Below are 22,469 nucleotides of genomic sequence, written 5' to 3'. Positions count from 1 at the left end.
ATGAAACTTCACACATTAGGACCAAGTGGCACAGATTCTGAACAGGCAGCACAATATTATTTAACGGACGAAACCCTAATTTTGCACAATAGTTTTGAAGAAGTTTTATTACATCTAAGTGACTATAAAGGGGATAAAATAATTTTACCAGTTGCATTTAAGTCTAATCAGGAACCAGATTTGAATTGGGCCGACTTTAATTATTTAAATTGGTCACAGCTTGCAATTGAACAAACATTTTCGCTACCCTTAATGACGATGAGTGTGATTGAAAATACCCAATTTGAGCGAAATGTAGCAATAGTCCATGCGGCCACAGAAGGCTTAATGAAAAGATATTTAACCTCTGTGAATTTAGATAATGCTTGGGGGCCGTCAGTGATGTTTGCACCAAGTAAAATTGTTGCATTACAGAGCTTTATAAAAGAACAAAATCGGTTTACAATTGTTTCTGAAGAACAATTCAAAAAATTACCTGAAAGTAGTGACGGAAAATACCAAATTAGGCAACAATTAAAGCCTCAGATGGTTTGGATCGTCTATAGAGTCCTATGACATTAAGAGAACTATTAAACATACCTAGCAGTACGAATAAACCGATTATAGCAGTCCCCCTAACTTTAGGACCTACGGACAAAATTAGTCCGTTCGCTCAAAAACTACAACAACAAAATCCAGACATTGTTGAATGGCGGGCAGATTACATCGCAGATGACTTTAGTCAGGCGGTTATGTGGCAACAAGTTAAGGATGGGGCACAAAGTGAATTGGCGCAAAAAGACGTTTCTGCCATGACAGAAGCGAAAATGTTGTCAGAAATTGATAATGCCAAGCAAGAATTCATGGCTAATTGGCCACAAATAAATGTTCAAATTATTAAAGAGTTAACTGGTACGGTGTTTAATAGTATTGGTGGTTTTCCGGTGTTGTTAACATATCGTACGGTTACACAAGGTGGCCGTGGTGAAATGGGCCCAACCGAGTATGCCACTTTTATGATTACTGCTTTACACTCGGGGTTTCCGTTTGCAGCTGTTGATGTTGAATATACATTAGATGAGCCGCTACGACAAAGTATTATGGACGCAGCGAATAAAGCCAATGTTCCAGTATTACTGTCATACCACGATTTTGAATCTACCCCTAAAAATTTGCCAGCTTTAATCAGTGATATGGCTGATACTTCAGCAGATATTATCAAATTGGCTGTCATGCCTGAATCCGAAAAAGACGTTGATTACCTATTGCAAACAACTAAGAACGTCAATATTTCGCAACCATTAATCACGATGAGCATGGGAGAGATAGGTAAACGTAGCCGTATCGAGGGATATGAATATGGGTCAGAAATGACCTTTGCAGTACTTGATGGTACACAAGGAAGTGCTCCTGGGCAGCTGACAATTAATGAATTATTGCAAGCTTGGCAATAATGTGTTATATTAGTTAAGACCAACTGGGTAGTATCTATCTACCTACCCGCTATCTCTCCGGAGGTAGCGTTTTTTGTTTACTTTGATTTACTAGGCAATTATTTCTTGTGTTTACAAAAAATAAATGTTATAGTATTTATGAAATTATATATGTATGTCTGGGGTGCCCGCGAGGGCTGAGAAATACCCATTGAACCTGATCGGATTAAAATCTGCGTAGGAAGATGTGATTAATAGATTTTTTATTAAGCTGTTTTTTTGCGTACCCATTTGCGCAAAAAAACAGCTTTTTTATTTGAAAAATTTAAAAAGGTTCAGTGTATTGAAAAATTTCAAAAATATATTATCAGGAGGTTTACGAAAAGGAGCCCATGGATGTAAATATAACTAAGGTGCTAAAGCTATATTTAGTCACAAATCGATACGATTATTCTGATGAAGAGTTTTTAGGTCGAATTGAAAAAGCATGTCAGAACGGTGTCACACTCGTTCAGCTAAGAGAAAAGGAGGTTACCACGCATAAGTATTTTGAACTGGCAACGAAAGTGAAAGAAATTACTGACAGATTCAGAATTCCATTGATTATTGATGACAGAATAGATATCTGTCAAGCAGTTGATGCTGCTGGTGTCCATATTGGCGATAATGACTTACCGATATCAGTCGCAAGACGTTTAATTGGTCCAGAAAAAATTTTGGGTGTGTCTGCTAAAAGTGTCATGAGAGCCACACAGGCCGAACTAGAGGGGGCAGATTATTTAGGAGTTGGCGCTATTTATCCAACTAAGACCAAGGTAATCACAAAACCTACGTCAATCGAAACTTTAAAGGAGATTACACGAACTGTCTCCATACCAGTCATTGCAATTGGTGGTATCAAGGAACATACAATTCACAACTTTAAAAATACTGAAGTCAATGGTGTGGCGATGGTTAGCGAAATTATGTGTGCCGAAAATATAGCGGACAAAGTATCCGACACGATTAAAGCACTTGACCAAGTACTTTAAAAACTAGAGAAAGGTGGTCCTAGGTAATGCTTAAGATAAATGGCTCTGTAGAGAATCAGTACGTTGGAAAGACAATTGCACAACTGCTCAATGACAAAAATGCTGCTTTAGAAAACATTGTAGTTGAACACAACGGTAAGATTTTACAACGTGAACGTTTTGTAGATACTTTTATTCATAATGATGATCAAATTGAAATTATTTCATTTGTAGGCGGAGGTTAAAGGAAGTCTTATGCACAAAATTAATATTGATGGTTACAGCGTTCAAGAAGTATATGAAGATATGAAACAACGCAATGTGCCAGGAACGTCAGAAAAACTTGCACAGGCTCATGTGACTATTGCAGGTGCCGGTGGACTTGGCTCTAATATTGCCATCGCATTAGCGCGTGCAGGAGTAGGGCATTTGACTTTGATTGATTTTGATGCTGTTGAGTTGAGTAACCTGAATCGACAGCAATTTAAATTGAGTCAAATTAATGTACCAAAGGTGATTGCGCTAAAACAAAATATATTAGAGTTCAATCCATTTATTACAATTTCAACAATTCAAGAAAGAGTCACGTCGCAAAATGTTGAAGCTCTATTTGGTGATAGTGATATCATATGTGAAGCATTTGATGACCCGCATAGTAAAGCAGTCCTATTAGGTAGTTCTCGTGAAATTTTTCCAAATAAACCGCTTGTTATGGGCAACGGGTTAGCTGGAATTCATAGTCCAAATAATATTAAAACGAGACAACAGAGCGAAAATGTATACATCTGTGGGGATAACATTAGTGCTGGAGTAGAAGGATTGATGGCACCAAGAGTGCTTGTGTGCGCTGGTCATCAAGCAAATGTCATTTTACAGCTAATACTCGGTAAAGTGGCTTTATAAATTTAGGAGAAACTGATAGTAATGAAAGAAAATACTGATACCTTGACCATTGGTGGTCATACATTCACTTCAAGATTCATTTTAGGATCCGGTAAATATTCCTATGAATTAATTGATTCAGCAGTAAAAAATGCTGATGCTCAGATAATAACAATGGCATTGAGACGTTCCAATGACGCCAAGGAAAATATTTTAAACTATATTCCTGAGAATGTCACTATTTTACCTAATACTTCAGGCTGCACAAATGCTGAAGAAACTATCCGAATTGCCCGTATTGCCCGTGAATTAAGTGGTAGTGACTTTATTAAATTAGAAGTAATTCCTGATAAAAAATACTTAATGCCTGATAATTACGAAACATTAAAAGCAACAGAAGTTCTGGCCAAAGAAGGCTTTATTGTAATGCCTTATATGTTGCCCGACTTAAACATAGCCAAACAATTAACCGATGCGGGAGCGGCAGCAATTATGCCACTAGGAGCACCAATTGGAACCAACAAGGGCCTGTCCAATAAAGATTTGATTCAAATTCTTATTAATGAGATTGACTTGCCAATTATAATTGATGCGGGTATCGGAAAACCTAGTCAAGCTGCTGAAGCTATGGAGATGGGGGCAGATGCCATTATGGCCAACACAGCAATGGCAACTGCTGGAAATATTCCTTTGATGGCTGAAGCATTCAAATTAGCAATCAATGCCGGGCGTAAAGCTTATTTAGCAAAACCTGGCCGGGTATTAGATGGATCTGCTTCACCGTCTTCAACACTAACAGGAGTAAGTAATCCTGCTTAGGATGAATTCAAAAAGGAAGTCACATGGAAAATACGATAGACCCAATAAATAAACGGCATAATAGTTGGGTCACTATTATTTTATTAAATTTTTTTGGTTGGATATTCATATATGCAGACCGTACAATATTAAATCCTGTTATGCCAGCTATTCAGTCAGAATTTGGCTTGAATCATAGCCAACTGGGTTTGATTTCGTCCTTGTTTTTCTTAACGTATACCATCGTGCAAATGCCTTTTTCTACCTTAGCAGACTACTTTAGTAAAAAATGGATTATTGGACTTGGTTTCATATTTTTTGGTGTGATGACCTTATTTTCTGGATTAGTCACAACTATTGGACTATTCTTAATTACTAGAGCAATGGTGGGTATTGGTGAAGGAAGCTTCTATGGCGCATCGTATGGATTATCCTCGCAAGTATTACCGAAAAACAAGTTAACTTTTGGAACAGCTTTAATTAATTCTGGACAGGCTTTTGGGCAAATTCTTGGCACATTATTATCCAGTATTCTTGTGTTACAGCTTCATTTTCATTGGTCTACCCCATTTATCACTATCAGCGTACCAACTGTAATCGTTGGACTACTGTATATATTGGTTATACGAGACAAGCCGTTTAATGCATCAACTAAACCAAATCATTCTAAGACTGCAATTAAGTCAATCGACATCAAAGCGCTATTTACACGTAATTTGTCATGTACGTACTTGATGCTTTTTGCTTCAATTTATGGGCAGATTGTAATGATTACTTGGTTACCGTTATACTTGATAGATTATCGGCATATTTCAGGAACAAATGTAGGGTGGGTAGCATCCATTGTGCCGTTTATCGCCATTCCAAGTGCATTATTGTTTGCTAGAATAAATGATTATTTGAAAAATACTAAGACATTGATATGTATTTTAGTTCCTTTATCGGCAATTTCACTGATTGTCGGCGTAACGATTAATAATGATATGGTCTTGTTACTGTCTTTGCTAGTCTATGGGGTAACAGGAAAAATGGCATTAGATCCTTTGCTATTGTATACCATTAAGATTAATGCTAAAAATTCGCAGCTGGCAATGACATTTGGGATTTATAATTTTTTGGGGATGATTGCATCAATTATTGCACCAATCATGACTGGCTTCTTAATTGATGTTACGAAAGGTATGAGCATTAGTTTTTATGTTGCCGCATTATTATTGATGGCGTCGTTAGTTTGCTTTAATTTTGTGAAATATGAAGCTGAACGAGACTGAACGCTTATGAAAAATATAGTATCTTTACTAAACGAATTCAAAAAAATTGGTTTAACTAGTTTTGATGGTGTGACGCGCTGTGTATATGATGAAAATTGGTTGGCAGCGCAAAAAAAGTATATGCAGATTGCTAGTGACTACGGTCTTTACACTTTTGTTGACAACATTGGAAATGTCTATGCAACAACAGAAAAAAACCTAGGCCAAAAAGTATTCATATTATCAGGATCACACATGGACACTGTAATTAATGGTGGGCCGTTAGATGGTGTTTATGGGACTTTAGCAAGTTTGATATCAATTGGCACATTAATGAAAAAATTTGGTCATCCCAAAATACCATTGGTTGCTGTTTCATTTTCGGAAGAAGAGGGGTCACGTTTTAATACAGCTTTTACAGGTTCACGGTATCTCATGAACAAGTTAGAAGACACAGTATACGGTCTGAGAGATCATGAAGGTTTATCTTTTAATCATGCACGTCAAAATGCTGTTACTCAATTAAAGGAACTAGCATCTGAATTAAAAGCGACTGGTCTGATCCACGCTTTTATTGAGTTGCATATTGAACAAGGACCAATATTAGAGAAAAAAAGACAAGATATCGGGATAGTGACTGATATTGTTGGTCAGAAAAAGCTATTGATCAAATGTTGCGGTGTTGCTAATCACGCAGGGACAACGCCAATGAATATGAGATGTGATGCAATGAAAAAAGCAGTCACATTGATTCATCAACTTTATGCGGTTTTAGATGAATTTGTGGCGTTGAGATACACAATTGGACAAATACGAGTTCAACCAAATGCTGCCAATGTTATTCCTAGTGAAGTTGATTTTTCATTAGATTTAAGACATAAAAGCCAAAAAAGATTAGATGATGCATTCACAGCTGTTAAAGAGCTGACGGAATTGAATGATAGTATTTTGACGATTATGACGGATGTGAATGCCATTAAATTAAGTGATCAATTGGCAAATAACAGTGCTTTGGCTGCGCAATATCATAATTCAGCATACCAGTCGCTTATTTCTGGTGCTGGACACGATGCTCAAATTATTGCAAAATATGTGCCTACCACAATGATTTTTGTCCCTAGTATTAAAGGCAATAGTCATTCTCCTTCGGAAAACACAAAATCTGAGCATTTAGTAAATGGCCAATTAGTATTACAACAAGCATTGTATCAATTAGCTTATATATAGATGAAAAAGCAAGTAACTTTGATGTTACTTGCTTTTTTAACGCTAGACATGTTGTTGAAAAAAATAAGCTTTGCTAACCGAGTATATGCATGATTGAAATTATTATTCTATACTAGCATAAAATAATTTATTCACAAAATTATTTCACTACTTGAATGTAAAGGCTTACAAGTTTATAATGTAGTTGTAATTAAAAAGGAGGAAATTCACATGGTTAAAGTTGCAGTTGTTACTGGTGGTGGACAAGGAATTGGCGAGGGTATTGTTAAGCAACTCGCATCAGATGGTTTCACTGTCGCAGTCGCTGATTTAAACAAAGATAATGCGGTGAAAGTTGCCGAAGAAGTTGGTAATGACTCAAAAGGTTACTACGTTGACATTTCCAGTCATGAGGATATGTTCAAGTTAGTTGATGACGTTGTGAACGACTTTGGTCAATTAGATGTTTTTGTGAACAATGCAGGGATTGCACAAATTGCTGCCATTGTAGACGCTAAGCCTGATGAAATTACTAAGATTTTCAACATCAACGTCAACGGAACAATATATGGTATTCAAGCTGCCGCTAAACAATTTAAGAAACAAGGCAGAGGTGGAAAGATTATTAATGCTTGTTCTATTGCTGGGCACCAAGCCGTTGAGTTGCTAGGTATTTATTCAGCTACCAAGTTTGCGGTACGTGGTATTACACAAGCTGCTGCCAAAGAGCTAGCAAAAGACAAAATTACTGTAAATGCCTATTGCCCTGGTATCGTCTTGACACCAATGTGGGATCAAATTGATGCTGCAATGGCTAAAATTTACGACCGTCCATTAGGAGAGACAAAGCAAGAATATATTGATGGTATTGCATTGGGTCGTGGTGAAGAACCAGCTGATGTTGCCAACCTAGTGTCATTTTTGGCTGATGAAAAATCAAATTATATCACCGGTCAATCTATTTTAGTTGATGGTGGGATTAATTATGTATAATAGTCTTTGATGACGAATAAAAATAACTATTTAAATTTTTTAAAACACATAAATAAAGTAAATAAAACCAATCTATTTAGTAATTCGGGAAATCTTCAACCAATTGCGATAAAGTTAACACAAGGCTTGGATTTGGTGATACATGACTATTCTTTCGATAGGTATTATGGGGCGATAACTTTTTCTGACCAAGTGTTGCGCTTAGATTTTTCCTACAATGGATCTGTTAACTTAATCAAAAATAATCAAGAGACAATTTTTTTGGAACCGGGTTTTTTGAAAATAGCTCAAAGTTTTGATGATAATAATCACTATTCTAGCGTTAGTGGCCAATATCAAGGCATTACATTGCTGATCAATCGCCAGAAAGTTAGTGACGATTTTATAAGGCTTGTTGGTAATGACCAGCTAATTGATAGCATTACTAAGTATTATTTATCCGACCAAGATTATATCTTGATAAAAACAGAGTTTATTGAACGGTTTTTTAAAGATTTTGAAGCGGTTGAAGTAACGAATCAATTGCAATTTTTACGATTGAAAATAGCGGAATTATTATTATATCTTAATTCAGATGAGGCGCACGAAGCTATTTTACCGAAAACTTATTTTCCAACAAGAGATATTAAGAAAATTTATGCTATTCATGGCTATTTGCTGAATCACATCGGTGAAAAGTTAACTTTGCAGCAGTTGGCTAGACAATATGATATTGGTCAAACGACCATGCAGAAATTGTTTAAAGCCACATATTACCAGTCAATTCACAGTTTCTTGATGTCTGCGCGCTTGGAATATGCCTGTACTTTACTAAAGGATAGTCAGGCCAGTATTACTTTTATTGCCAACGAAGTTGGTTATATGAATACAAGTAAGTTCTCAGCCTTTTTTAAAAAAGAAAAACAAATGACACCTAAAATGTATCGTCAGCTTTATAAAAACTAAGTTTAGTAGGCTCATTGAACGATTGGGCTAGAATTACCAAAATAGAGCAGTATACTACATGAAATTCCTTTACATTAATCACTAGAGTATTTGATTAAGGAAAGGAATTTTTTATTTTATGAAAAAGAAACTCTTTGTTGCGACACTGGTGTCGTATTTGGGAATTTACATTACCATGCCAGTTTTGTCAGCAATTTCAACTAAAGCACACATGATACCAAGTCAAATTGGTATTATGATTTCTCTCGGTGCTGCGGCAATGTTACTGTTTGCACCAATATGGGGGAAAATGAGTGATATATTTGGTCGTAGAATCGTGATGATTATTGGACTGTTCGGGATGGGGGTATTCTTCATTCTTTACGTGATCTTGTTTCATATGTCAATTGCGTCGTCAAAAGCAGTACCATTATTCTTTTATGGATTGATGGGCACTAGGTTCTTGCTAGGCATATTCATGACAACGACACCAACGGCGGCAAATGCTTATATGGCAGATATTTCAACGACCAAAGATCGTGCAAAAGACATGTCATCCCTTGGCTTTGCAACAGGGTTAGCAATGGTCTTGGGGCCAATTATTGGTGGGCTGATTTCAACAACTGGTAATCTATATTTGCCTTTTTATACAACCATTGTTCTCTTGTTGTTGTTTACCGTTATTATGACGGCTATTTTACCCAAAAGACAGGTATCAATTAACGAAGCACACGCTACCGACAAAAAAGAAACTGGGTCAAAAAAGTTTTTCTCGGTTAAATTATTGAGCTGGTTGTTAGTTGGATGTTCTGTGATGTTCGTTGTGGTTGGGTTACAGTTACTAACATCGCTATATTTACATGACAATATTGGTCAAACGGTTGTTCAAAGTGCGAAGACCTCGTCTCTGCTGTTTGTTATATTAGGCGTAACATTAATGTTGACACAAATTTTGCAAATTAAAGTACTAAATTTTTCTGCTCGTAAGATGATGATTGTCGGAATTCCATTACTTGTGCTTGGCTTATTATTGATTACTGTAGCTAGTGCCTTTTGGATGTTAGTGGTAAGCTACATTTTGATTGGTGCAGGAGCTGCGTTTGGAATGAGTTCACTATCTGCTGGTGCTTCACTTGTTGTTTCACAGGATCAACAAGGAGCAGTTGCAGGTACTGTTGCTATGACCCAAGCAATAGCTGGAATTGTGTCACCATTGTTTGGTTCATTTATTTATCAAATCAACATAAAGTTACCATTTTTATTTTTTGTTGCGTTTGCGATTTTAACTTATTTATTTTTTCTTGCTAATAATTCAAAACGTGAAAATACATTGAGCTAGTTCATAGTAAAGGAGAAATTAGTCTAATGACAGACAGTGATAATCAACAGAAATGGCCAGCGTTACCCGCCACATTAAGTAACATAGCAGTTACAAAAAATAGCGGTAAGTACGAGTCTGTTAGTTCTAATTATTTTAAGGTAGGGCATCCTAGATTAGTATTCATGGCTGAAAATGATGAACAAGTTTCGCACGTGGTTGAGTACGCTGGAAATGTGCAGCGTTTTGTTGGACATCAAATTCCTTTTTCTGTTCGTAGTGGTGGGCACGGCATAACTAATTATTCAGTTAATGATGGTGGTATCATTATTGACCTATCACAGATGAACCAAGTAAACATACTTGATGAGGCTAAAGGTCTTGTTAAAGTCCAAGCCGGTGCAGTTTGGGGTGACGTGGCTGACAAAATTAGTAAAGCCGATTTAGTTTTGTCTAGTGGTGACTTTGGCGACACCGGCGTTGGTGGTTTAGCAACTTCCGGTGGGTTAGGTTTACTCGTGCGGAAACAAGGATTGACCACTGATCAAATACTAGGTGCAACTATCATTACCGCTGATGGCAAGAAGCGTAATGTTAACAAAGAAGAAAATAGCGACCTATTTTGGGCAATTCGTGGCGGAGGTTCACAAGTCGGTATCGTTACTGAGTTTATTTTTCAAGCCGACAAAGTCGAACCAGCAAAATCAGGACAAAGAGTACCAATCGGTTTGCAAAAGTTATCATATAACGTATTCGACTTATCACATTTTTTGTTTACATGGCATTCTTGGATAACAACTGCGACTGAAGATATGAGTAGTTTATTAATGCTAAGCAAAAGTGACAGTACTTCAAGTATTATTTCGGTGCAGGCAACAAACATCTGGTGCGGTGAAAAAACAGATTTGTGCGAAAAATATTTTACTGACGCACTAAACATCGCCAAAGTTGAAAAGCAAGATGAGAGCAATTTGAGTTATCATACATTAGTCCAGGCACCGCATTTACCACACGAAGGGGCGAATGACGTCTATGTCAAAAATGTACTGTTAACTAAAATTGATGATCATTTACTGAATGCATTGCATACCATGTTAAAATCTAGTGCAGTCATGGGTATTGAAGTGCGCGCTATTGATGGTCCTATAAATCAGTTGTCGCCTGATTTTGATGCTTGGTCATTTCGTGAGGCAACGTTGTTTGTTGCTATGTGGGGAGACGTCACACAATCAAGTTTATTGAATCAATTATTCAAACCGCTACAAGAGCATGGATGTGGTGTGTATGGTGCTTATTCCAGTGATACCAGTAAGTCAGAAACAACAAAAGCATGGTCACGTGATACGCGTGAACGATTGCAAAAGGTTGTTAAAAAATATGATTCAAAACACATCATAAACCAATCTAGATATGCATAAAAAAGAGCAGAGATATAGTTGACTATATCTCTGCTCTTTTTATAGTTTTTTCTGCATCTTTATATCAGTTATTTCAAAGCCAGTTTTCTCGTAAACATGTATAGCGCGAGAGTTAGTACCAAAAACATGTAGGCCAATTGAGGTGAACCCCAGCGCTTTTGCTTTTGTGGAAGCTAGTGCAATGGCTTGAGAGCCAAAACCATTATTTTGATAGGTATCGTAAATTTCAAAGTCAAAAATAAAAGCGATGTTCTTGTTTTCACTGTCTGCTCCAAGCCAAATATAGCCAATAACGTTGTCATCATTGATAATGGAGAAGAGAAAGTTATCTGGAGTGTTTAATCCATCTGGCAATAGTCGGTCATATGTTAATTTTGCATTACCCAGCGAATCTTCCTGTGTCCAACTACCAGCTTGCACTTTTTCCAAAGCGTATTCTTTGATTGATCTACTCATATAGTCATCAAAATGCGTTGCTGTCATTTTTTCTAATCTTAACATTGTTATCTCCTCGTATTTAGTTACTTAGTATACCATATCAATCACAATTGCCCTAAAGGGCAAAAAGTGTGCCCTTTGGTACGATGTGTAAGTCTCTTTTTGTTGATATAGTCAATATATTAACTTAGAAGGAGAAATATATTAATGGGGCAATTACTTAGTAAATTAGGACGGTGGATATATCGGCATGCTAAGCTGACAATTGTGGCATTTTTCATAACAATTGCTGTATCAGTTGGTGCGGCTCTTAGCTTTGGTATTCATTTTGATAGTGCGGGGATGTCTATTCAGGGGTCACAGTCTGAAAGAGCTAATAAACTAATGGAAAAGGAGTTTCCAAGTACTAGGCAAAATGGTGGTCAGGTACAAATTGTACTACACTCAAATAATGGTAAAGCATTAACTACTGATAAAAATCAGCAAGTCATGGCAGAACTATTTCAAGATGTACAAAAAAACAGCCATGTCAAAATGGTGATTTTGCCAGCTATGTTAAATAGTTACAGTAAAGATGGCATGACTGCTACAGCTAGGGTGATATATAAGCAAAAAGGCGAAAATGTTTCAGAAAAAACAGTTGACGCATTAGAGAAGTCAATAAAGATTACACGACACAAAAGTATTCAAACAGAACTAACTTCAAATGATGTTACGATTTCAGGTATGGATAATGGTGAGCAGGCTGAAGTGGTTGGCTTGGCTATTGCATTTGTGATTTTAGCAATTACTTTTGCTTCACTATTGGTCGCTGGAATTCCTATTTTATCAGCTCTATTGGGTCTGGTGACTGGTATGATGTTGGTTTTGATTTCAACGAACTTCTTATCAGTAGCAACTTTCTCAATGTCATTAGTTGGAATGATGGGATTGGCAGTCGGAATTGATTATGCTTTATTTATCATTTCACGTTACAGACAAGAATTACAGCAAAATAAATCAAAAAAAGATGCCTTATCGGCAGCGATGTCTACCGCAGGTACGTCGGTGATATTTGCTGGGGCAACAGTCATTGTCGCTTTATTAGGTATGACAGTCCTTGGCATTGATATGCTCTCAGTGATGGGTATTACTGCTTCTTTGGCCATTCTTACTGCAATTTTAACTTCCTTGACTTTTGTACCAGCGATGCTGGTCGTATTAGGTGATCGAGTTACCGGCAAAAAGCCAAACCGATTGTTACAATTTGCAAGTAAAATGCGCATTGAAGGTGGTTGGGGTAAGCTAGTAACCAAATATAAGTTACTATTAACAATGTTGGTGGTCGTGGTACTGGGTGTTATTGCAACACCATTCACACATATTAACCTTGGACTACCTAACGATTCGGTTAAGTCAGAAAAACTAACTGAACGACGCGCATATGATTTGATGACAGAAGCCTATGGCGAGGGTAGTCAAGCAACATTGGTCGTGTTACTAAAAACAGATGACATGGTAAAGGTGAGCGATAGTGTTAATGAGATTAAAGATCTAGGAAATGTAGCCACTGTTTCACAAGCTATGCCAAGTAAAGATAACGATTATCAGATGATTACGGTCATTCCCAAAACGGATGCCAATGCTGTTAAAACTAAGAAGCTCGTTCATAAGATACGTGACTTGAATCAAAAAAAGGGTTTGCCAAGGTTGTATGTTACAGGATCTACTGCCATCAACATCGATATGTCTGATGCATTAATGAAGGCTTTGCCAAAGTTCGCAATTATTATCGTGCTATTCGCATTCATTTTGTTGACAGTCGTATTTAGATCCTTGCTGATTCCATTGGTTGCGGTGCTAGGATTTGTGTTATCATTAGGGGCAACATTGGGCGCTATTGTGTTTATAGCACAAGATGGCCACTTCATTAACTTGTTTGGTATTCCAGCCAAGGGCGCAATACTTAATTTCTTACCAGTTCTTGTCATTGGTATTATGTTTGGATTAGCTATGGATTATGAAGTCTTCTTGGTCAGTCGAATTCGTGAGCACTATCTAAAAACAGAGAACACTAGGCAGGCAGTAATCTTAGGCATGCGAGATAGTGGACCAGCTGTCGTGGCGGCGGCACTTATTATGATGGCGGTCTTCTCTGGATTTATTTTCGCTAGTGATGCCATTGTAAAGTCGATGGGATTAGTATTAGCATCTGGAATCTTGTTCGATGCGATATTGGTAAGACTAATTCTTGTACCAGCTACAATTGATCTGTTTGGAAAAGCGAGTTGGTACCTGCCAAAATGGTTGGATAAAATATTGCCTAACGTAAAAATCGATTAATCACTAATATCAGTTCTATAAGTTTGGTACTATGATAAAATAATTGAGTATGAATGTTTTTGGAAGGGAATCTACGTATGAGAAAAAATCTAGATGTTGAAATGAATAAGCATATCATGATGATATACCGTTGGCCAATGATTTTTTGGAGTATGATGATTTACTTCTTAGCGTCCTATTTTAAAACCGAATATGGTGGTGTCCAATCAATAAACTCTGCATTGTTTTTCAATGTGGTGTTTTTGCATTTGTGTTTAAACTTTTTTAGTAGGACGGTCATCAATTTTAGTAAAAAATTCTTTATTTCTGCGCAATTTATTTTGATTGTTCTGGCAGGTATTTTGCTTATTCCTTCTGAAGTTGTTCTATATATGGGCATGTTGCCAGTAATCGGTTTACAATTATTGACATTGTTTAACATCGAGTTCAAAAAAATGGCCTTATTATTAGTGCCACTTCAGGTTGTGTTTCTTATAATAGAGTGGGTCAATTTTGGTCCCTTAATGGCGTTGATTGTATTGCAAGCTTCTACTTTTCTCAATGTAATTATTTTCTTGGCATGGCGATTCTATCAAAGGCAAGTTAGTGAGTTAGTTAAAACTCAGCATTTACTCGATGAGTTACAATTGACCTATACAGAAGTCAAAGAAATTTCGAAGCAAAATGAACGAAACCGTATTGGACGAGATCTTCATGACACGCTTATGCAAGGGTTAGCCGGCGTGACAATGCAATTAGAAGGAATTAAATCCTTGATGGCATCTGATAAAACTGAACGGGCTAGTGAAGAGATAGAAAAAACGATTTCATTGTCACGAACAACACTAAAGGAAGCACGTGAAATTGTCTTTGATATGCGAAAAGATAACAGCAAAAACATCAATTTATATGATCGACTTGAGTTATTGTCAAAAGTGTTTTATGAAAATTATGGTCTAAGTGTGCGCATAAAAAGCACTTCAGATATGCGTGTTTCTGAAGATGTGTACGAGGAAGTATCTAGAATTATTTCTGAATCGTTGACAAATGTGGTTAGGCATTCCAAAACAGATGTCGCAATTGTTAAAATTGACATGGATGATCAATTACGGATTAGCATTATTGATTATGGCGTTGGCTTTAATGTGGAAAATGGCAAAAGAAAACACAAGCACTTTGGCCTTAAATCAATCCAAGAGCGTGTGGAACAATTGGAAGGTAAGCTATTAGTCAAAAGCCATATAGGTGAAGGGACTGAAATTCAAATTCAAATTCCAACTAAATTGAGGTGGCAAAATGACCAGTAAGATAATGATTGTTGATAATCATTTTATTATTCGTGAAGGAATTAAATTAATTTTTGAAAGTCATTCAGATTACGATGTTGCTTATGAAGCAGCTGATGGGGATGAAGCTATTGATATTATCAAGAAATCTCAAGTTGACTTAGTTCTATTAGACATTAAAATGCCTAAAAAGGATGGCTTTGAGGTTATGTCTTTCATTCATGATCATTTTCCGGACCTTCCTGTCGTGGTACTGTCAACCTTTGATAATGTTGTGAATATACAGCGGATGTTGAAGTTAGGAGCGAAGGGTTATTTATTAAAAGATGCTAGTACCGAAACGATTTTTACAACAATTGATAGTGCAATAACTGGAAACATGGTGTTACAAAACCAGATTTCAGACATTCTATTCTCTCAGAATCATACAGAAACAAGTCCAGAAGAAACACAAGATTACAATTTATCAGAAAAAGAACTTAAAATATTATCTCGTGTTGCTCGAGGGGTTAAAATTAAGCTCATTGCTCTAGAGATGCATCTTTCAGAACGGACTATAAAGTCTAATTTAACTGACATTTACATCAAAATGAACGTATCAACAGGAGTTCAAGCCGTGGCTTTGGCTGTTAAAAATAATCTGATTGATATTGATTAACATATTTTTCGTACTAAAAAAGCAGACTTGTCATCTGCTTTTTTAAATTACTAGAAGTTAGGATATAATATATCGTATGACAATTAATTACAGTAGAAGCCTTGTAAATCAGAGCCTAATTATAAAAAGATGCGCACACGAACTTCAAACTGCAAGATATCAATATCATGATTTTTTATCGATTGGCATTGTTGAAGGTGGCAGTTGTATTGCAAATATTGATAAAGTGAGGCACATTAAAAAGAATACTTTGGTCATTATTCCTAGTCAGTTAGTCCATTGGTGTCAGCCAATAGACATAGTGAACTGGCGTTACACGATGCTATATATAGCATCGAATGCACTTGAAGATCAGTTTAATCAACCAATGACGATTAAATTAACTAGCAGGCAAATGCAGCAGGTCAAAATGATTATGGATTCTGCTGTATATGAACTGTCTCCTACGAATATATTGACGAAAATCATTAATGTACTCGATGATGAAGAAATATTATCTTTTTGGACCGTGAATTCCGTAGAAAATATGGAGACTAGACGATTCGAAAGTGTTCAACATTATATTTCTAATAATTTTCATAGGGAGTGTAAAGTAGAGACACTAGCTAACATATCAGGATTGAGTAAATATTACTTTACTCGTTTGTTCAAAGAAACTTTTCATATCTCACCAGCAAAATATTTGATGAACTATCGTATGAATAGAGCTGTGAAGGACTTGTTAGATAATACAAATTTGTCGATGTCGGAAATTGCTCATCAAAATGGTTTTTTGACGAAAGTCATTTTGACAAACTTTTCAAGCAATATCACGGTGTTTCACCAAAAAAGTATCAATTACAATTATCTTAACATTGGTAAGCTGCCGCTAAAATGATTGACTTTCTTTTCGCTGCCATATAAGCAAATCCCCAAAAAGTTAAGATCCTCATCTGTACTCTGCTTGAGCTTTGCTTTATATTCTTCATAATTATTGACTTGTTGTGCTACGTCCACAAACGAAATGACCTCAATTTCTTCATACTGGTTAGCTTGACGGTGAATCTCGTTAATTTTATTTGAATCAGCTTTCAAAATAGGAATAGGGATATTGACAATGCCAGGGTAAAGTTGATTATTTTTATCGTAAGTATCTTCTCCGTTGATTTCAGGATGCGCTTTTCCTAATGAACAACCTAATATGCTTGCTGTATTGGCAACAAGACCAATTGGCAGTTCAGGATCTACTATTACAACACACTTCATTTTCATTTTTAATTTTTCCTTCTTTGCAAAATTTTCCATGTATATTATTAAAACATGTTCTAAAAAGAAGGTATTGTATAAACTTGCTATTTAAGCAAAGACGTAACTTTTTTATATACTTTTACGAAGAACTAATTTTAATTCCCTAGACAGCTTGTTTCTCCGTTGCGTAAGTTTTTCTTGTGTTGGGCAGTTGTTTTCATTGAACATGATTTTCCTGTTTAACCACCAAACTGGGCCTGGTGTTGGCGTATCATTTTTGTGCCTAGGAAATAAGTGCCAATGGACGTGTGCGTCGCCGTTACCAAGTAGTTCACAATTCATTTTCAGCGTCAAAAGCTAGCGCAACGGCTTCGTTAACAAGACACATTTCTTCCAAAAATTTGCGTTTGAAATCTGTTTGTAAATGATGCAGCTCGGTTACGTGTTGTTTAGACAAAAACAAAGTATATCCTTCAAAATATTGATGATCACCAATAACAACATACCCTGTTTCTAGTTCAGCAACAAAGTAAGGATTAGTGCTTTCTTGAATCATTTTTATTCTTCGACATATTTCACAGTTATTCATTTTACAACCTGAGTTTCGTTATTTAGACCATTATATCATTACTTAAACGGGTGAATTATTAAAACAAAAGATTCTGCGAATTTGAAAGTCGCACATATTTATCATATGAGCGTATATGTAACTTTAATTCAATTCTTTGGCATGTGTTATAATATCCTCAGTAATGTAAAGAGGTTTGATAAAATGGATATTTGGCAAAAGCTATATGAAGCTGCTAAAAAACAGTATCGTCCGACAGAAGTGAATGAATTCATCTATGCGCATCATGTTGTTAGTGCCTTGGAGGCAGAAAATGGCGATATATATACTGGATTTTGTATTGAAGGTCTATGTGGAACGATGAACCTTTGTGCCGAGAGAACAGCTGCGTTGAATATGTATTTAAATAGCGATCAAACTAAAATAAAGCGACTCATTGCTTTTAGAGATGAGGCTCCAGTCGGTATTACGGGTATGCCATGTGGCGTTTGCCGTGAATTTTTAATGCAACTTTCTTCAGAAAACGCAAATACTGAAATTATGGTAGATTATGACAACAGAGAGTCTGTTACCTTGAAAGAGTTACTACCTAAGTGGTGGGGACATATGCGTGAATGATGATATTATGCAAAAAGAAACCAATAAAATTTTTTTTTTTGATATCATAATAAAAACTTGTAAAACCCAGCAGGTATGTTACTATTTATATATGAAAATAAATTCATGTATAAATTAGGAGACTATTATGTTAAAAGATGTATTGACAGCAATTTTTTCTTATATAGGGACAACAACGGATTATTTTGTTGTTCTACTCTTGCTCTTTGGAAAATATAGTACAAAACAAGATACGAAATTAGTTGTTTTAGGCGCGTACTTAGGAAATGGATTACTAGTACTTACTTCAATTATTATCGCGCTTGTATTACAGCAAGTTCCGGAGGAATGGCTTCTTGGATTGTTGGGTATTATTCCGATCATAATCGGGGTAAAGGGGTATTTTAGTAAAGAAGACGAAGGGGAAGAGATAGAAGAAAAATTAAAGATAATTAAACCAGACGCTATCATTTGGAACGTGTTGGTAATCACTTTTTCTGCCTGTGGTGCCGATAATATGGCGCTATATATACCATATTTTACGATGCTAAATCTTCAAATCTTACCGATCATTTTAGTCTTGTTTATTATTATCTTGACGGCTGTGATTGTGGCAGCATATAAGTTGGTAAACGTACCAATCGTAAAGGCATTTTTTGATAAACAAGGCGATTTAGTTCAGTTAATTGTGTATGTTTCATTAGGGCTATATGTCTTAGTAGAAGCCGGAACTCTTCAGCACCTATTACTGTTAATCTATTAAAACCTTTAGTATATAATGATAGGTAATGGCATTTAAGATGGAGAAGGTAATTATGTTAATGGGATTAAATCACGATCAATTTGTTTTAGTGCAGCGGGGTACAAAAACAATTGAAATAAGACTCTATGATGAGAAGCGAGCACAATTAAAAATTGGGCATAAAATCTTATTTACTGATTTAGAGAATAACAATCAAATAACGGTTAGTGTAAAACAATTATACAAGTTCACTACGTTTGCTGATCTCTATGCGCAATTTAATGGTGCAAAGGTTGGTAGTAATTCAACTGATAATATCGAAAAAATGGTTAACGATACTTATGAAATATATACTCCCGAACAGGAGAGACATTACGGGGTGTTGGCTATTGAAATGTTGTTAGGTGATTGATCAGTAAGTAGTAGTTAATATTTTCAAAAATGATATTATTATCTAATTACTAAGAACGTAATTTACGGCACTCTCGAGGTTCTGAACTGTAATAATATTCTTTTTTTGTTGATTTTGATTGTCAATAAAATATTGAGGTTCGAATTTACCTGTTGCAACATGAATACCCAATATTTGACAATTCTGAGCTAATTGAATATCTGATGAAAATCGGTCACCAATAATGATGGATTGTTTGTTTTGAAAATTGTATTTACGATGAGCTTGTTCAATTAATCCTTTTTTAGGTTTTCGACAATTACAGTTTGTTTGTTCGGAATGAGGGCAAATGAACGCATCATCAAACCCAACTCTAATCAGTGAATTGAAGAAATCATAATAGTTCATATCGCCTTTTTCAATGTGGGTTTGATTTGATAGCGCAAATACACTCATTCCATGTGCTTTTAATCTTGCGATTGAAGAAAGCGCATAAGGAAAAAGTTCGAAAACGTTGAGTGACTGATAATGGCCGTTACCACCGATAGTACCATCACGATCGATAAAAACGGTCGTATAATTATTTAGTATATTCATATTTTTAGTATACAGCTTATTCATGAAGGTCTGAAGCATAATGAATAAAATTAAAATGGAACAAAAAAATATTTCCTACAAATCATTAATCCATCAAAATCAGACAATTCTTTCAAGCGCCACCGTTATTATATCAGTTCAAAAATCTACAAATGAAAGAGAGCATCTTAGGGTTGTTTATGTTTCACATGTTAATAGCTCTGTCTCAAAAGAGTTCATATATAATGCCAGTGAAGATGAAAATAATAAAACGCAATGGATTCCACTTATTTAGATATTAAATATGGCAAATATTGATTACTCAGATTGGTATATTCTTAAAGCGTTGTATAAACAATTGATAGTGTAGGTAATTATAATCGAAGAATGTATACTTAAGAGCATAGAGATTGGGACAGACGTTGAAACACGTTTGTAACAATCGAAGTGCTTTTTAAATCATATTGCTTTTAAATATTAAGAAAGTATTAATATGAGAAAAACGCACAAAAAAACCAATTTCACAAACATTTGAAAATGAATGCAGAATTGGCTTTGTACATTGACTGATGAATAAAATGAAATTGCACAAAAGCAATAAATTTATACACAATCAATATAACCGTAGAATAGTTATATTATACCGTATAATCTTTGGTTTGTGTCATGACTAAAATATCTTAATATTTTGGTTCGGAAGTAAAGAGAGAGTTTGTCTAAACATGAGCATCAGAATTTGTGCTTATTGGCTTTCGTTATGTAGCCCTAAAGAGTCTATGCTTTTCTTGATTGGCACTTGAGAATATAGCTATCATGCTGTTTAGAGAGATACCTTAATAAAGTATCCGCAGTGTTGCCATAGTTTAGCAGAACTGTTTTTATTGTCAGTAAAAACATCGTTGCATTGATTTAAAACATGTCTATAAAACATATAAAACTGAATAAAATTCAAAAATGTTGTTTTAGAAAATATATGCTATAATGGGTGTATGAAAAAGAGCCACAGCACAAACTATGGCTCCTAGCAAACCCGTTTTCGGCGGTGGCTAAGTTTTAGTTATTGGAAATAACCGTGACTCTCCAAAGTTCGACGGTTATTTTTTTCTGCTAATTTTTTCTATTAGTAGAACTACAAACGTTAGTAAACTGATGATAAAGATACCAAAAGCTAGTAACGTTTGCAGTGTGTCCGAAAGGGACATCAGGCATTTCCTTTCCTAGAATCTGGGTTTACAGTGATTACACCATAAGCACCACCTCCGTTCGGGATAGCCACCGTCTTAACTTGTTTGCTTCATCTAGTATAACATATGTAAAAACAGTAAAAATCGGGTAACAATTGTGAACAAAACTTACTTCGCTTTTTTCTTTATAAGTTAGGCAATTAGTGTTCTTTGATTATTATGATTAGTGGCATGATTTTAGCATATAGTGTCAAATCAAGCCTTTTAACTTAATTAGTCGAAGTTGTAGTTATCCGAAAATGATTGATTTTCAGATTCAACTTTTATAAAATTGTGTTATGCTTAATTTCAATAGTGTTAAAAACAAAATAATTCTTCTAATTTTTAGCTTCGTAATATTTAACGTTATTGAATATTATGGTGGAGACTTTGTCGTAGGACTAGTGAACAATGTTCCCACAGGTGATTTAAGACTAGGTGTCATGTTAAACGATGCGGCATTTAAAGTGTTTGAATTATTTCTAGCTGCAATACTATGTTTTATTTTACCTGTTCCTAAATATTTCAAAATTATATTTTCAAGACGAACGGTGAGATGGCACATTATTTTATTGATCAGTTCAATATTATTGAGTATTTTTAATCCAGAACGTTTCTGGGAAGCTTTATTTATCGGAACGGCTGCTGCCTTTCCAGAAGAATTCATTTTTAGAGGAATTTTTTTAGGATATTTGTTGAAAACATTTAAATCAAGTAAGTACGGCGTGATTATCAGTCTAGTCATCTCAACAGTATTATTCTCTGTTTACCATTTTGGTAATATTTCAAACCAAAATATTGAGGCAACCATACTTCAAATGTTTGGTGTGGCAGGCATTGGGTTCATGTTGGGGTGTCTTTATGTTAAGACTGGTAGCTTACTAATTCCTATGATTGCTCATTTCTTTTTTGATTTTTTTCTGACTATTATGAATGGCATGCAAGTCTCCTATAAAACACAACAGTTTGATCCAAGTACGATTTCCGCCGTTATTTTACAATTTTTAATTTTTTTACTTATAGGAATAATGATTTTAAAAGCAAAACATTCTGACGATTGGAGATTAACTAGGCTCATATACTCTGAAAATGGCAACAAGTGACATTAACTTTTAAACATGTGGCCTAAATATCAATATTGTTAAAATTATAATGACTAGAGCAAAAATGGAAAAATCTGTTTTTGTTTTTTTATTTCAAATTATCAAAGTAGAGCACTTTTAAAAAGCAATAAGTTAACACCAGACTATT

Annotated in this window: 25 protein-coding genes, 1 pseudogene and 1 riboswitch; of the genes and pseudogenes, 21 read left to right on the top strand and 5 right to left on the bottom strand. The window is 35.5% G+C overall.

The annotated features are described in order from the left end of the window. The 12 genes from RHP64_RS05780 (at position 1) to RHP64_RS05725 (ending at position 11,211) form a co-directional block, all read left to right on the top strand. Positions 1–555 carry a type 2 periplasmic-binding domain-containing protein gene (locus RHP64_RS05780; RefSeq protein WP_025268139.1) on the top strand — a complete coding sequence of 185 codons (555 nt, stop codon included), beginning with the start codon at positions 1–3 and terminating at the stop codon, positions 553–555. Continuing rightward, on the top strand, positions 552–1,433 hold the full coding sequence (locus RHP64_RS05775; protein ID WP_025268138.1) for a type I 3-dehydroquinate dehydratase: 882 nt from the start codon (positions 552–554) through the stop codon (positions 1,431–1,433). Before RHP64_RS05780 ends, RHP64_RS05775 begins: the two co-directional genes overlap by 4 nt. A 149-nt stretch (positions 1,434–1,582) precedes the next feature. After that, positions 1,583–1,673, top strand: a riboswitch (TPP riboswitch). Positions 1,674–1,804: 131 nt separating this feature from the next. Continuing rightward, the gene (thiE, locus tag RHP64_RS05770; protein ID WP_014324787.1) at positions 1,805–2,443 is read left to right on the top strand and encodes a thiamine phosphate synthase; all 639 of its coding nucleotides are present in this window, start codon (positions 1,805–1,807) and stop codon (positions 2,441–2,443) included. A gap of 26 nt (positions 2,444–2,469) precedes the next feature. Continuing rightward, the gene (gene thiS, locus RHP64_RS05765) at positions 2,470–2,667 is read left to right on the top strand and encodes a sulfur carrier protein ThiS (protein ID WP_010292462.1); all 198 of its coding nucleotides are present in this window, start codon (positions 2,470–2,472) and stop codon (positions 2,665–2,667) included. Positions 2,668–2,677: 10 nt separating this feature from the next. After that, entirely contained in the window at positions 2,678–3,325 is a 648-nt protein-coding gene (thiF, locus tag RHP64_RS05760) for a sulfur carrier protein ThiS adenylyltransferase ThiF (protein ID WP_011679892.1), read from the top strand. Between the two features lie 21 nt (positions 3,326–3,346). Next, positions 3,347–4,123: a thiazole synthase gene (locus RHP64_RS05755; protein ID WP_014324786.1), complete on the top strand. Its 777-nt coding sequence runs from the start codon at positions 3,347–3,349 to the stop codon at positions 4,121–4,123. Positions 4,124–4,146: 23 nt separating this feature from the next. Then, the gene (locus tag RHP64_RS05750) at positions 4,147–5,373 is read left to right on the top strand and encodes an MFS transporter (protein WP_025268136.1); all 1,227 of its coding nucleotides are present in this window, start codon (positions 4,147–4,149) and stop codon (positions 5,371–5,373) included. 6 nt (positions 5,374–5,379) lie between these two features. After that, positions 5,380–6,579: a Zn-dependent hydrolase gene (locus tag RHP64_RS05745; RefSeq protein ID WP_025268135.1), complete on the top strand. Its 1,200-nt coding sequence runs from the start codon at positions 5,380–5,382 to the stop codon at positions 6,577–6,579. Positions 6,580–6,789: 210 nt separating this feature from the next. After that, positions 6,790–7,551 (top strand): acetoin reductase, encoded by a 762-nt coding sequence (locus tag RHP64_RS05740; protein WP_014324784.1) that lies wholly within the window; start codon positions 6,790–6,792, stop codon positions 7,549–7,551. A 9-nt stretch (positions 7,552–7,560) separates the two neighbouring features. Continuing rightward, complete coding sequence (locus RHP64_RS05735; protein ID WP_014324783.1) at positions 7,561–8,496, top strand: helix-turn-helix domain-containing protein; 936 nt, start codon at positions 7,561–7,563, stop codon at positions 8,494–8,496. 118 nt (positions 8,497–8,614) lie between these two features. Next, complete coding sequence (locus RHP64_RS05730) at positions 8,615–9,814, top strand: MFS transporter (protein WP_014324782.1); 1,200 nt, start codon at positions 8,615–8,617, stop codon at positions 9,812–9,814. 26 nt (positions 9,815–9,840) lie between these two features. Beyond that, positions 9,841–11,211 carry an FAD-binding oxidoreductase gene (locus tag RHP64_RS05725; RefSeq protein WP_025268134.1) on the top strand — a complete coding sequence of 457 codons (1,371 nt, stop codon included), beginning with the start codon at positions 9,841–9,843 and terminating at the stop codon, positions 11,209–11,211. Positions 11,212–11,250: 39 nt separating this feature from the next. Here RHP64_RS05725 and RHP64_RS05720 read toward each other — a convergent pair whose 3' ends face one another. After that, positions 11,251–11,712, bottom strand: a complete 462-nt coding sequence (locus RHP64_RS05720; protein WP_011679881.1) for a GNAT family N-acetyltransferase — start codon at positions 11,710–11,712, stop codon at positions 11,251–11,253. A gap of 144 nt (positions 11,713–11,856) precedes the next feature. On the opposite strand from RHP64_RS05720, the gene RHP64_RS05715 reads away from it, so the two are divergent. The 4 genes from RHP64_RS05715 to RHP64_RS05700 all read left to right on the top strand — a co-directional run bounded on the left by RHP64_RS05715 (position 11,857) and on the right by RHP64_RS05700 (position 16,771). Further along, the gene (locus tag RHP64_RS05715) at positions 11,857–13,971 is read left to right on the top strand and encodes an MMPL family transporter (protein ID WP_014324780.1); all 2,115 of its coding nucleotides are present in this window, start codon (positions 11,857–11,859) and stop codon (positions 13,969–13,971) included. A gap of 77 nt (positions 13,972–14,048) precedes the next feature. After that, positions 14,049–15,257 (top strand): sensor histidine kinase, encoded by a 1,209-nt coding sequence (locus RHP64_RS05710; protein ID WP_025268133.1) that lies wholly within the window; start codon positions 14,049–14,051, stop codon positions 15,255–15,257. After that, positions 15,247–15,894 (top strand): response regulator transcription factor, encoded by a 648-nt coding sequence (locus RHP64_RS05705; protein WP_014324778.1) that lies wholly within the window; start codon positions 15,247–15,249, stop codon positions 15,892–15,894. Before RHP64_RS05710 ends, RHP64_RS05705 begins: the two co-directional genes overlap by 11 nt. 76 nt (positions 15,895–15,970) lie before the next feature. Beyond that, entirely contained in the window at positions 15,971–16,771 is an 801-nt protein-coding gene (locus RHP64_RS05700; protein WP_025268132.1) for an AraC family transcriptional regulator, read from the top strand. Here the strand turns inward: RHP64_RS05700 and RHP64_RS05695 are convergent. Both RHP64_RS05695 and RHP64_RS05690 read right to left on the bottom strand, forming a co-directional pair. Further along, positions 16,738–17,178: a DUF2000 domain-containing protein gene (locus RHP64_RS05695; protein ID WP_237048888.1), complete on the bottom strand. Its 441-nt coding sequence runs from the start codon at positions 17,176–17,178 to the stop codon at positions 16,738–16,740. The two genes, RHP64_RS05700 and RHP64_RS05695, sit on opposite strands and share 34 nt — an antisense overlap. Before the next feature lie 72 nt (positions 17,179–17,250). Next, positions 17,251–17,677 (bottom strand): annotated as a pseudogene (locus RHP64_RS05690) (HIT family protein). A gap of 216 nt (positions 17,678–17,893) precedes the next feature. On the opposite strand from RHP64_RS05690, the gene RHP64_RS05685 reads away from it, so the two are divergent. From RHP64_RS05685 to RHP64_RS05675, 3 genes are all read left to right on the top strand, one after another. Next, positions 17,894–18,307, top strand: coding sequence for a cytidine deaminase family protein (locus RHP64_RS05685; RefSeq protein ID WP_025268129.1), 414 nt, complete (start codon positions 17,894–17,896; stop codon positions 18,305–18,307). A gap of 127 nt (positions 18,308–18,434) precedes the next feature. Then, the gene (locus tag RHP64_RS05680; RefSeq protein ID WP_025268128.1) at positions 18,435–19,049 is read left to right on the top strand and encodes a cadmium resistance transporter; all 615 of its coding nucleotides are present in this window, start codon (positions 18,435–18,437) and stop codon (positions 19,047–19,049) included. A gap of 52 nt (positions 19,050–19,101) precedes the next feature. After that, positions 19,102–19,440 carry an ASCH domain-containing protein gene (locus RHP64_RS05675; protein ID WP_014324773.1) on the top strand — a complete coding sequence of 113 codons (339 nt, stop codon included), beginning with the start codon at positions 19,102–19,104 and terminating at the stop codon, positions 19,438–19,440. 42 nt (positions 19,441–19,482) lie between these two features. On the opposite strand, the gene RHP64_RS05670 is transcribed toward RHP64_RS05675, so the two are convergent. Continuing rightward, positions 19,483–20,040, bottom strand: a complete 558-nt coding sequence (locus tag RHP64_RS05670; protein WP_080675400.1) for an HAD-IIIA family hydrolase — start codon at positions 20,038–20,040, stop codon at positions 19,483–19,485. Positions 20,041–20,056: 16 nt separating this feature from the next. Here RHP64_RS05670 and RHP64_RS05665 point away from each other — a divergent pair, with 16 nt between their 5' ends. Beyond that, entirely contained in the window at positions 20,057–20,290 is a 234-nt protein-coding gene (locus tag RHP64_RS05665) for a hypothetical protein (RefSeq protein ID WP_025268126.1), read from the top strand. 799 nt (positions 20,291–21,089) lie between these two features. On the opposite strand, the gene RHP64_RS05660 is transcribed toward RHP64_RS05665, so the two are convergent. Then, positions 21,090–21,197 carry a putative holin-like toxin gene (locus tag RHP64_RS05660; protein ID WP_004902735.1) on the bottom strand — a complete coding sequence of 36 codons (108 nt, stop codon included), beginning with the start codon at positions 21,195–21,197 and terminating at the stop codon, positions 21,090–21,092. Between the two features lie 320 nt (positions 21,198–21,517). Between RHP64_RS05660 and RHP64_RS05655 the strand changes: the two genes are divergently transcribed. Continuing rightward, positions 21,518–22,321, top strand: coding sequence for a CPBP family intramembrane glutamic endopeptidase (locus tag RHP64_RS05655; protein ID WP_049639980.1), 804 nt, complete (start codon positions 21,518–21,520; stop codon positions 22,319–22,321). Positions 22,322–22,469 lie beyond the last annotated feature (148 nt).

The sequence above is a fragment of the Leuconostoc sp. XM4 genome (genome assembly GCF_055698815.1).
Note: the sequence above shows the minus strand (reverse complement) of the source record. Positions and strands in the feature narration are given on the sequence as shown.

Bases quoted from the DNA above. Each gene is read 5' to 3' on its own strand.
- RHP64_RS05780 (WP_025268139.1), top strand. From the start codon at position 1: ATGAAACTTCACACATTAGGACCAAGTGGCACAGATTCTGAACAGGCA.
- RHP64_RS05775 (WP_025268138.1), top strand. From the start codon at position 552: ATGACATTAAGAGAACTATTAAACATACCTAGCAGTACGAATAAACCG.
- thiE (WP_014324787.1), top strand. From the start codon at position 1,805: ATGGATGTAAATATAACTAAGGTGCTAAAGCTATATTTAGTCACAAAT.
- thiS (WP_010292462.1), top strand. From the start codon at position 2,470: ATGCTTAAGATAAATGGCTCTGTAGAGAATCAGTACGTTGGAAAGACA.
- thiF (WP_011679892.1), top strand. From the start codon at position 2,678: ATGCACAAAATTAATATTGATGGTTACAGCGTTCAAGAAGTATATGAA.
- RHP64_RS05755 (WP_014324786.1), top strand. From the start codon at position 3,347: ATGAAAGAAAATACTGATACCTTGACCATTGGTGGTCATACATTCACT.
- RHP64_RS05750 (WP_025268136.1), top strand. From the start codon at position 4,147: ATGGAAAATACGATAGACCCAATAAATAAACGGCATAATAGTTGGGTC.
- RHP64_RS05745 (WP_025268135.1), top strand. From the start codon at position 5,380: ATGAAAAATATAGTATCTTTACTAAACGAATTCAAAAAAATTGGTTTA.
- RHP64_RS05740 (WP_014324784.1), top strand. From the start codon at position 6,790: ATGGTTAAAGTTGCAGTTGTTACTGGTGGTGGACAAGGAATTGGCGAG.
- RHP64_RS05735 (WP_014324783.1), top strand. From the start codon at position 7,561: ATGACGAATAAAAATAACTATTTAAATTTTTTAAAACACATAAATAAA.
- RHP64_RS05730 (WP_014324782.1), top strand. From the start codon at position 8,615: ATGAAAAAGAAACTCTTTGTTGCGACACTGGTGTCGTATTTGGGAATT.
- RHP64_RS05725 (WP_025268134.1), top strand. From the start codon at position 9,841: ATGACAGACAGTGATAATCAACAGAAATGGCCAGCGTTACCCGCCACA.
- RHP64_RS05720 (WP_011679881.1), bottom strand. From the start codon at position 11,712: ATGTTAAGATTAGAAAAAATGACAGCAACGCATTTTGATGACTATATG.
- RHP64_RS05715 (WP_014324780.1), top strand. From the start codon at position 11,857: ATGGGGCAATTACTTAGTAAATTAGGACGGTGGATATATCGGCATGCT.
- RHP64_RS05710 (WP_025268133.1), top strand. From the start codon at position 14,049: ATGAGAAAAAATCTAGATGTTGAAATGAATAAGCATATCATGATGATA.
- RHP64_RS05705 (WP_014324778.1), top strand. From the start codon at position 15,247: ATGACCAGTAAGATAATGATTGTTGATAATCATTTTATTATTCGTGAA.
- RHP64_RS05700 (WP_025268132.1), top strand. From the start codon at position 15,971: ATGACAATTAATTACAGTAGAAGCCTTGTAAATCAGAGCCTAATTATA.
- RHP64_RS05695 (WP_237048888.1), bottom strand. From the start codon at position 17,178: ATGGAAAATTTTGCAAAGAAGGAAAAATTAAAAATGAAAATGAAGTGT.
- RHP64_RS05685 (WP_025268129.1), top strand. From the start codon at position 17,894: ATGGATATTTGGCAAAAGCTATATGAAGCTGCTAAAAAACAGTATCGT.
- RHP64_RS05680 (WP_025268128.1), top strand. From the start codon at position 18,435: ATGTTAAAAGATGTATTGACAGCAATTTTTTCTTATATAGGGACAACA.
- RHP64_RS05675 (WP_014324773.1), top strand. From the start codon at position 19,102: ATGTTAATGGGATTAAATCACGATCAATTTGTTTTAGTGCAGCGGGGT.
- RHP64_RS05670 (WP_080675400.1), bottom strand. From the start codon at position 20,040: ATGAATAAGCTGTATACTAAAAATATGAATATACTAAATAATTATACG.
- RHP64_RS05665 (WP_025268126.1), top strand. From the start codon at position 20,057: ATGAATAAAATTAAAATGGAACAAAAAAATATTTCCTACAAATCATTA.
- RHP64_RS05660 (WP_004902735.1), bottom strand. From the start codon at position 21,197: ATGTCCCTTTCGGACACACTGCAAACGTTACTAGCTTTTGGTATCTTT.
- RHP64_RS05655 (WP_049639980.1), top strand. From the start codon at position 21,518: ATGCTTAATTTCAATAGTGTTAAAAACAAAATAATTCTTCTAATTTTT.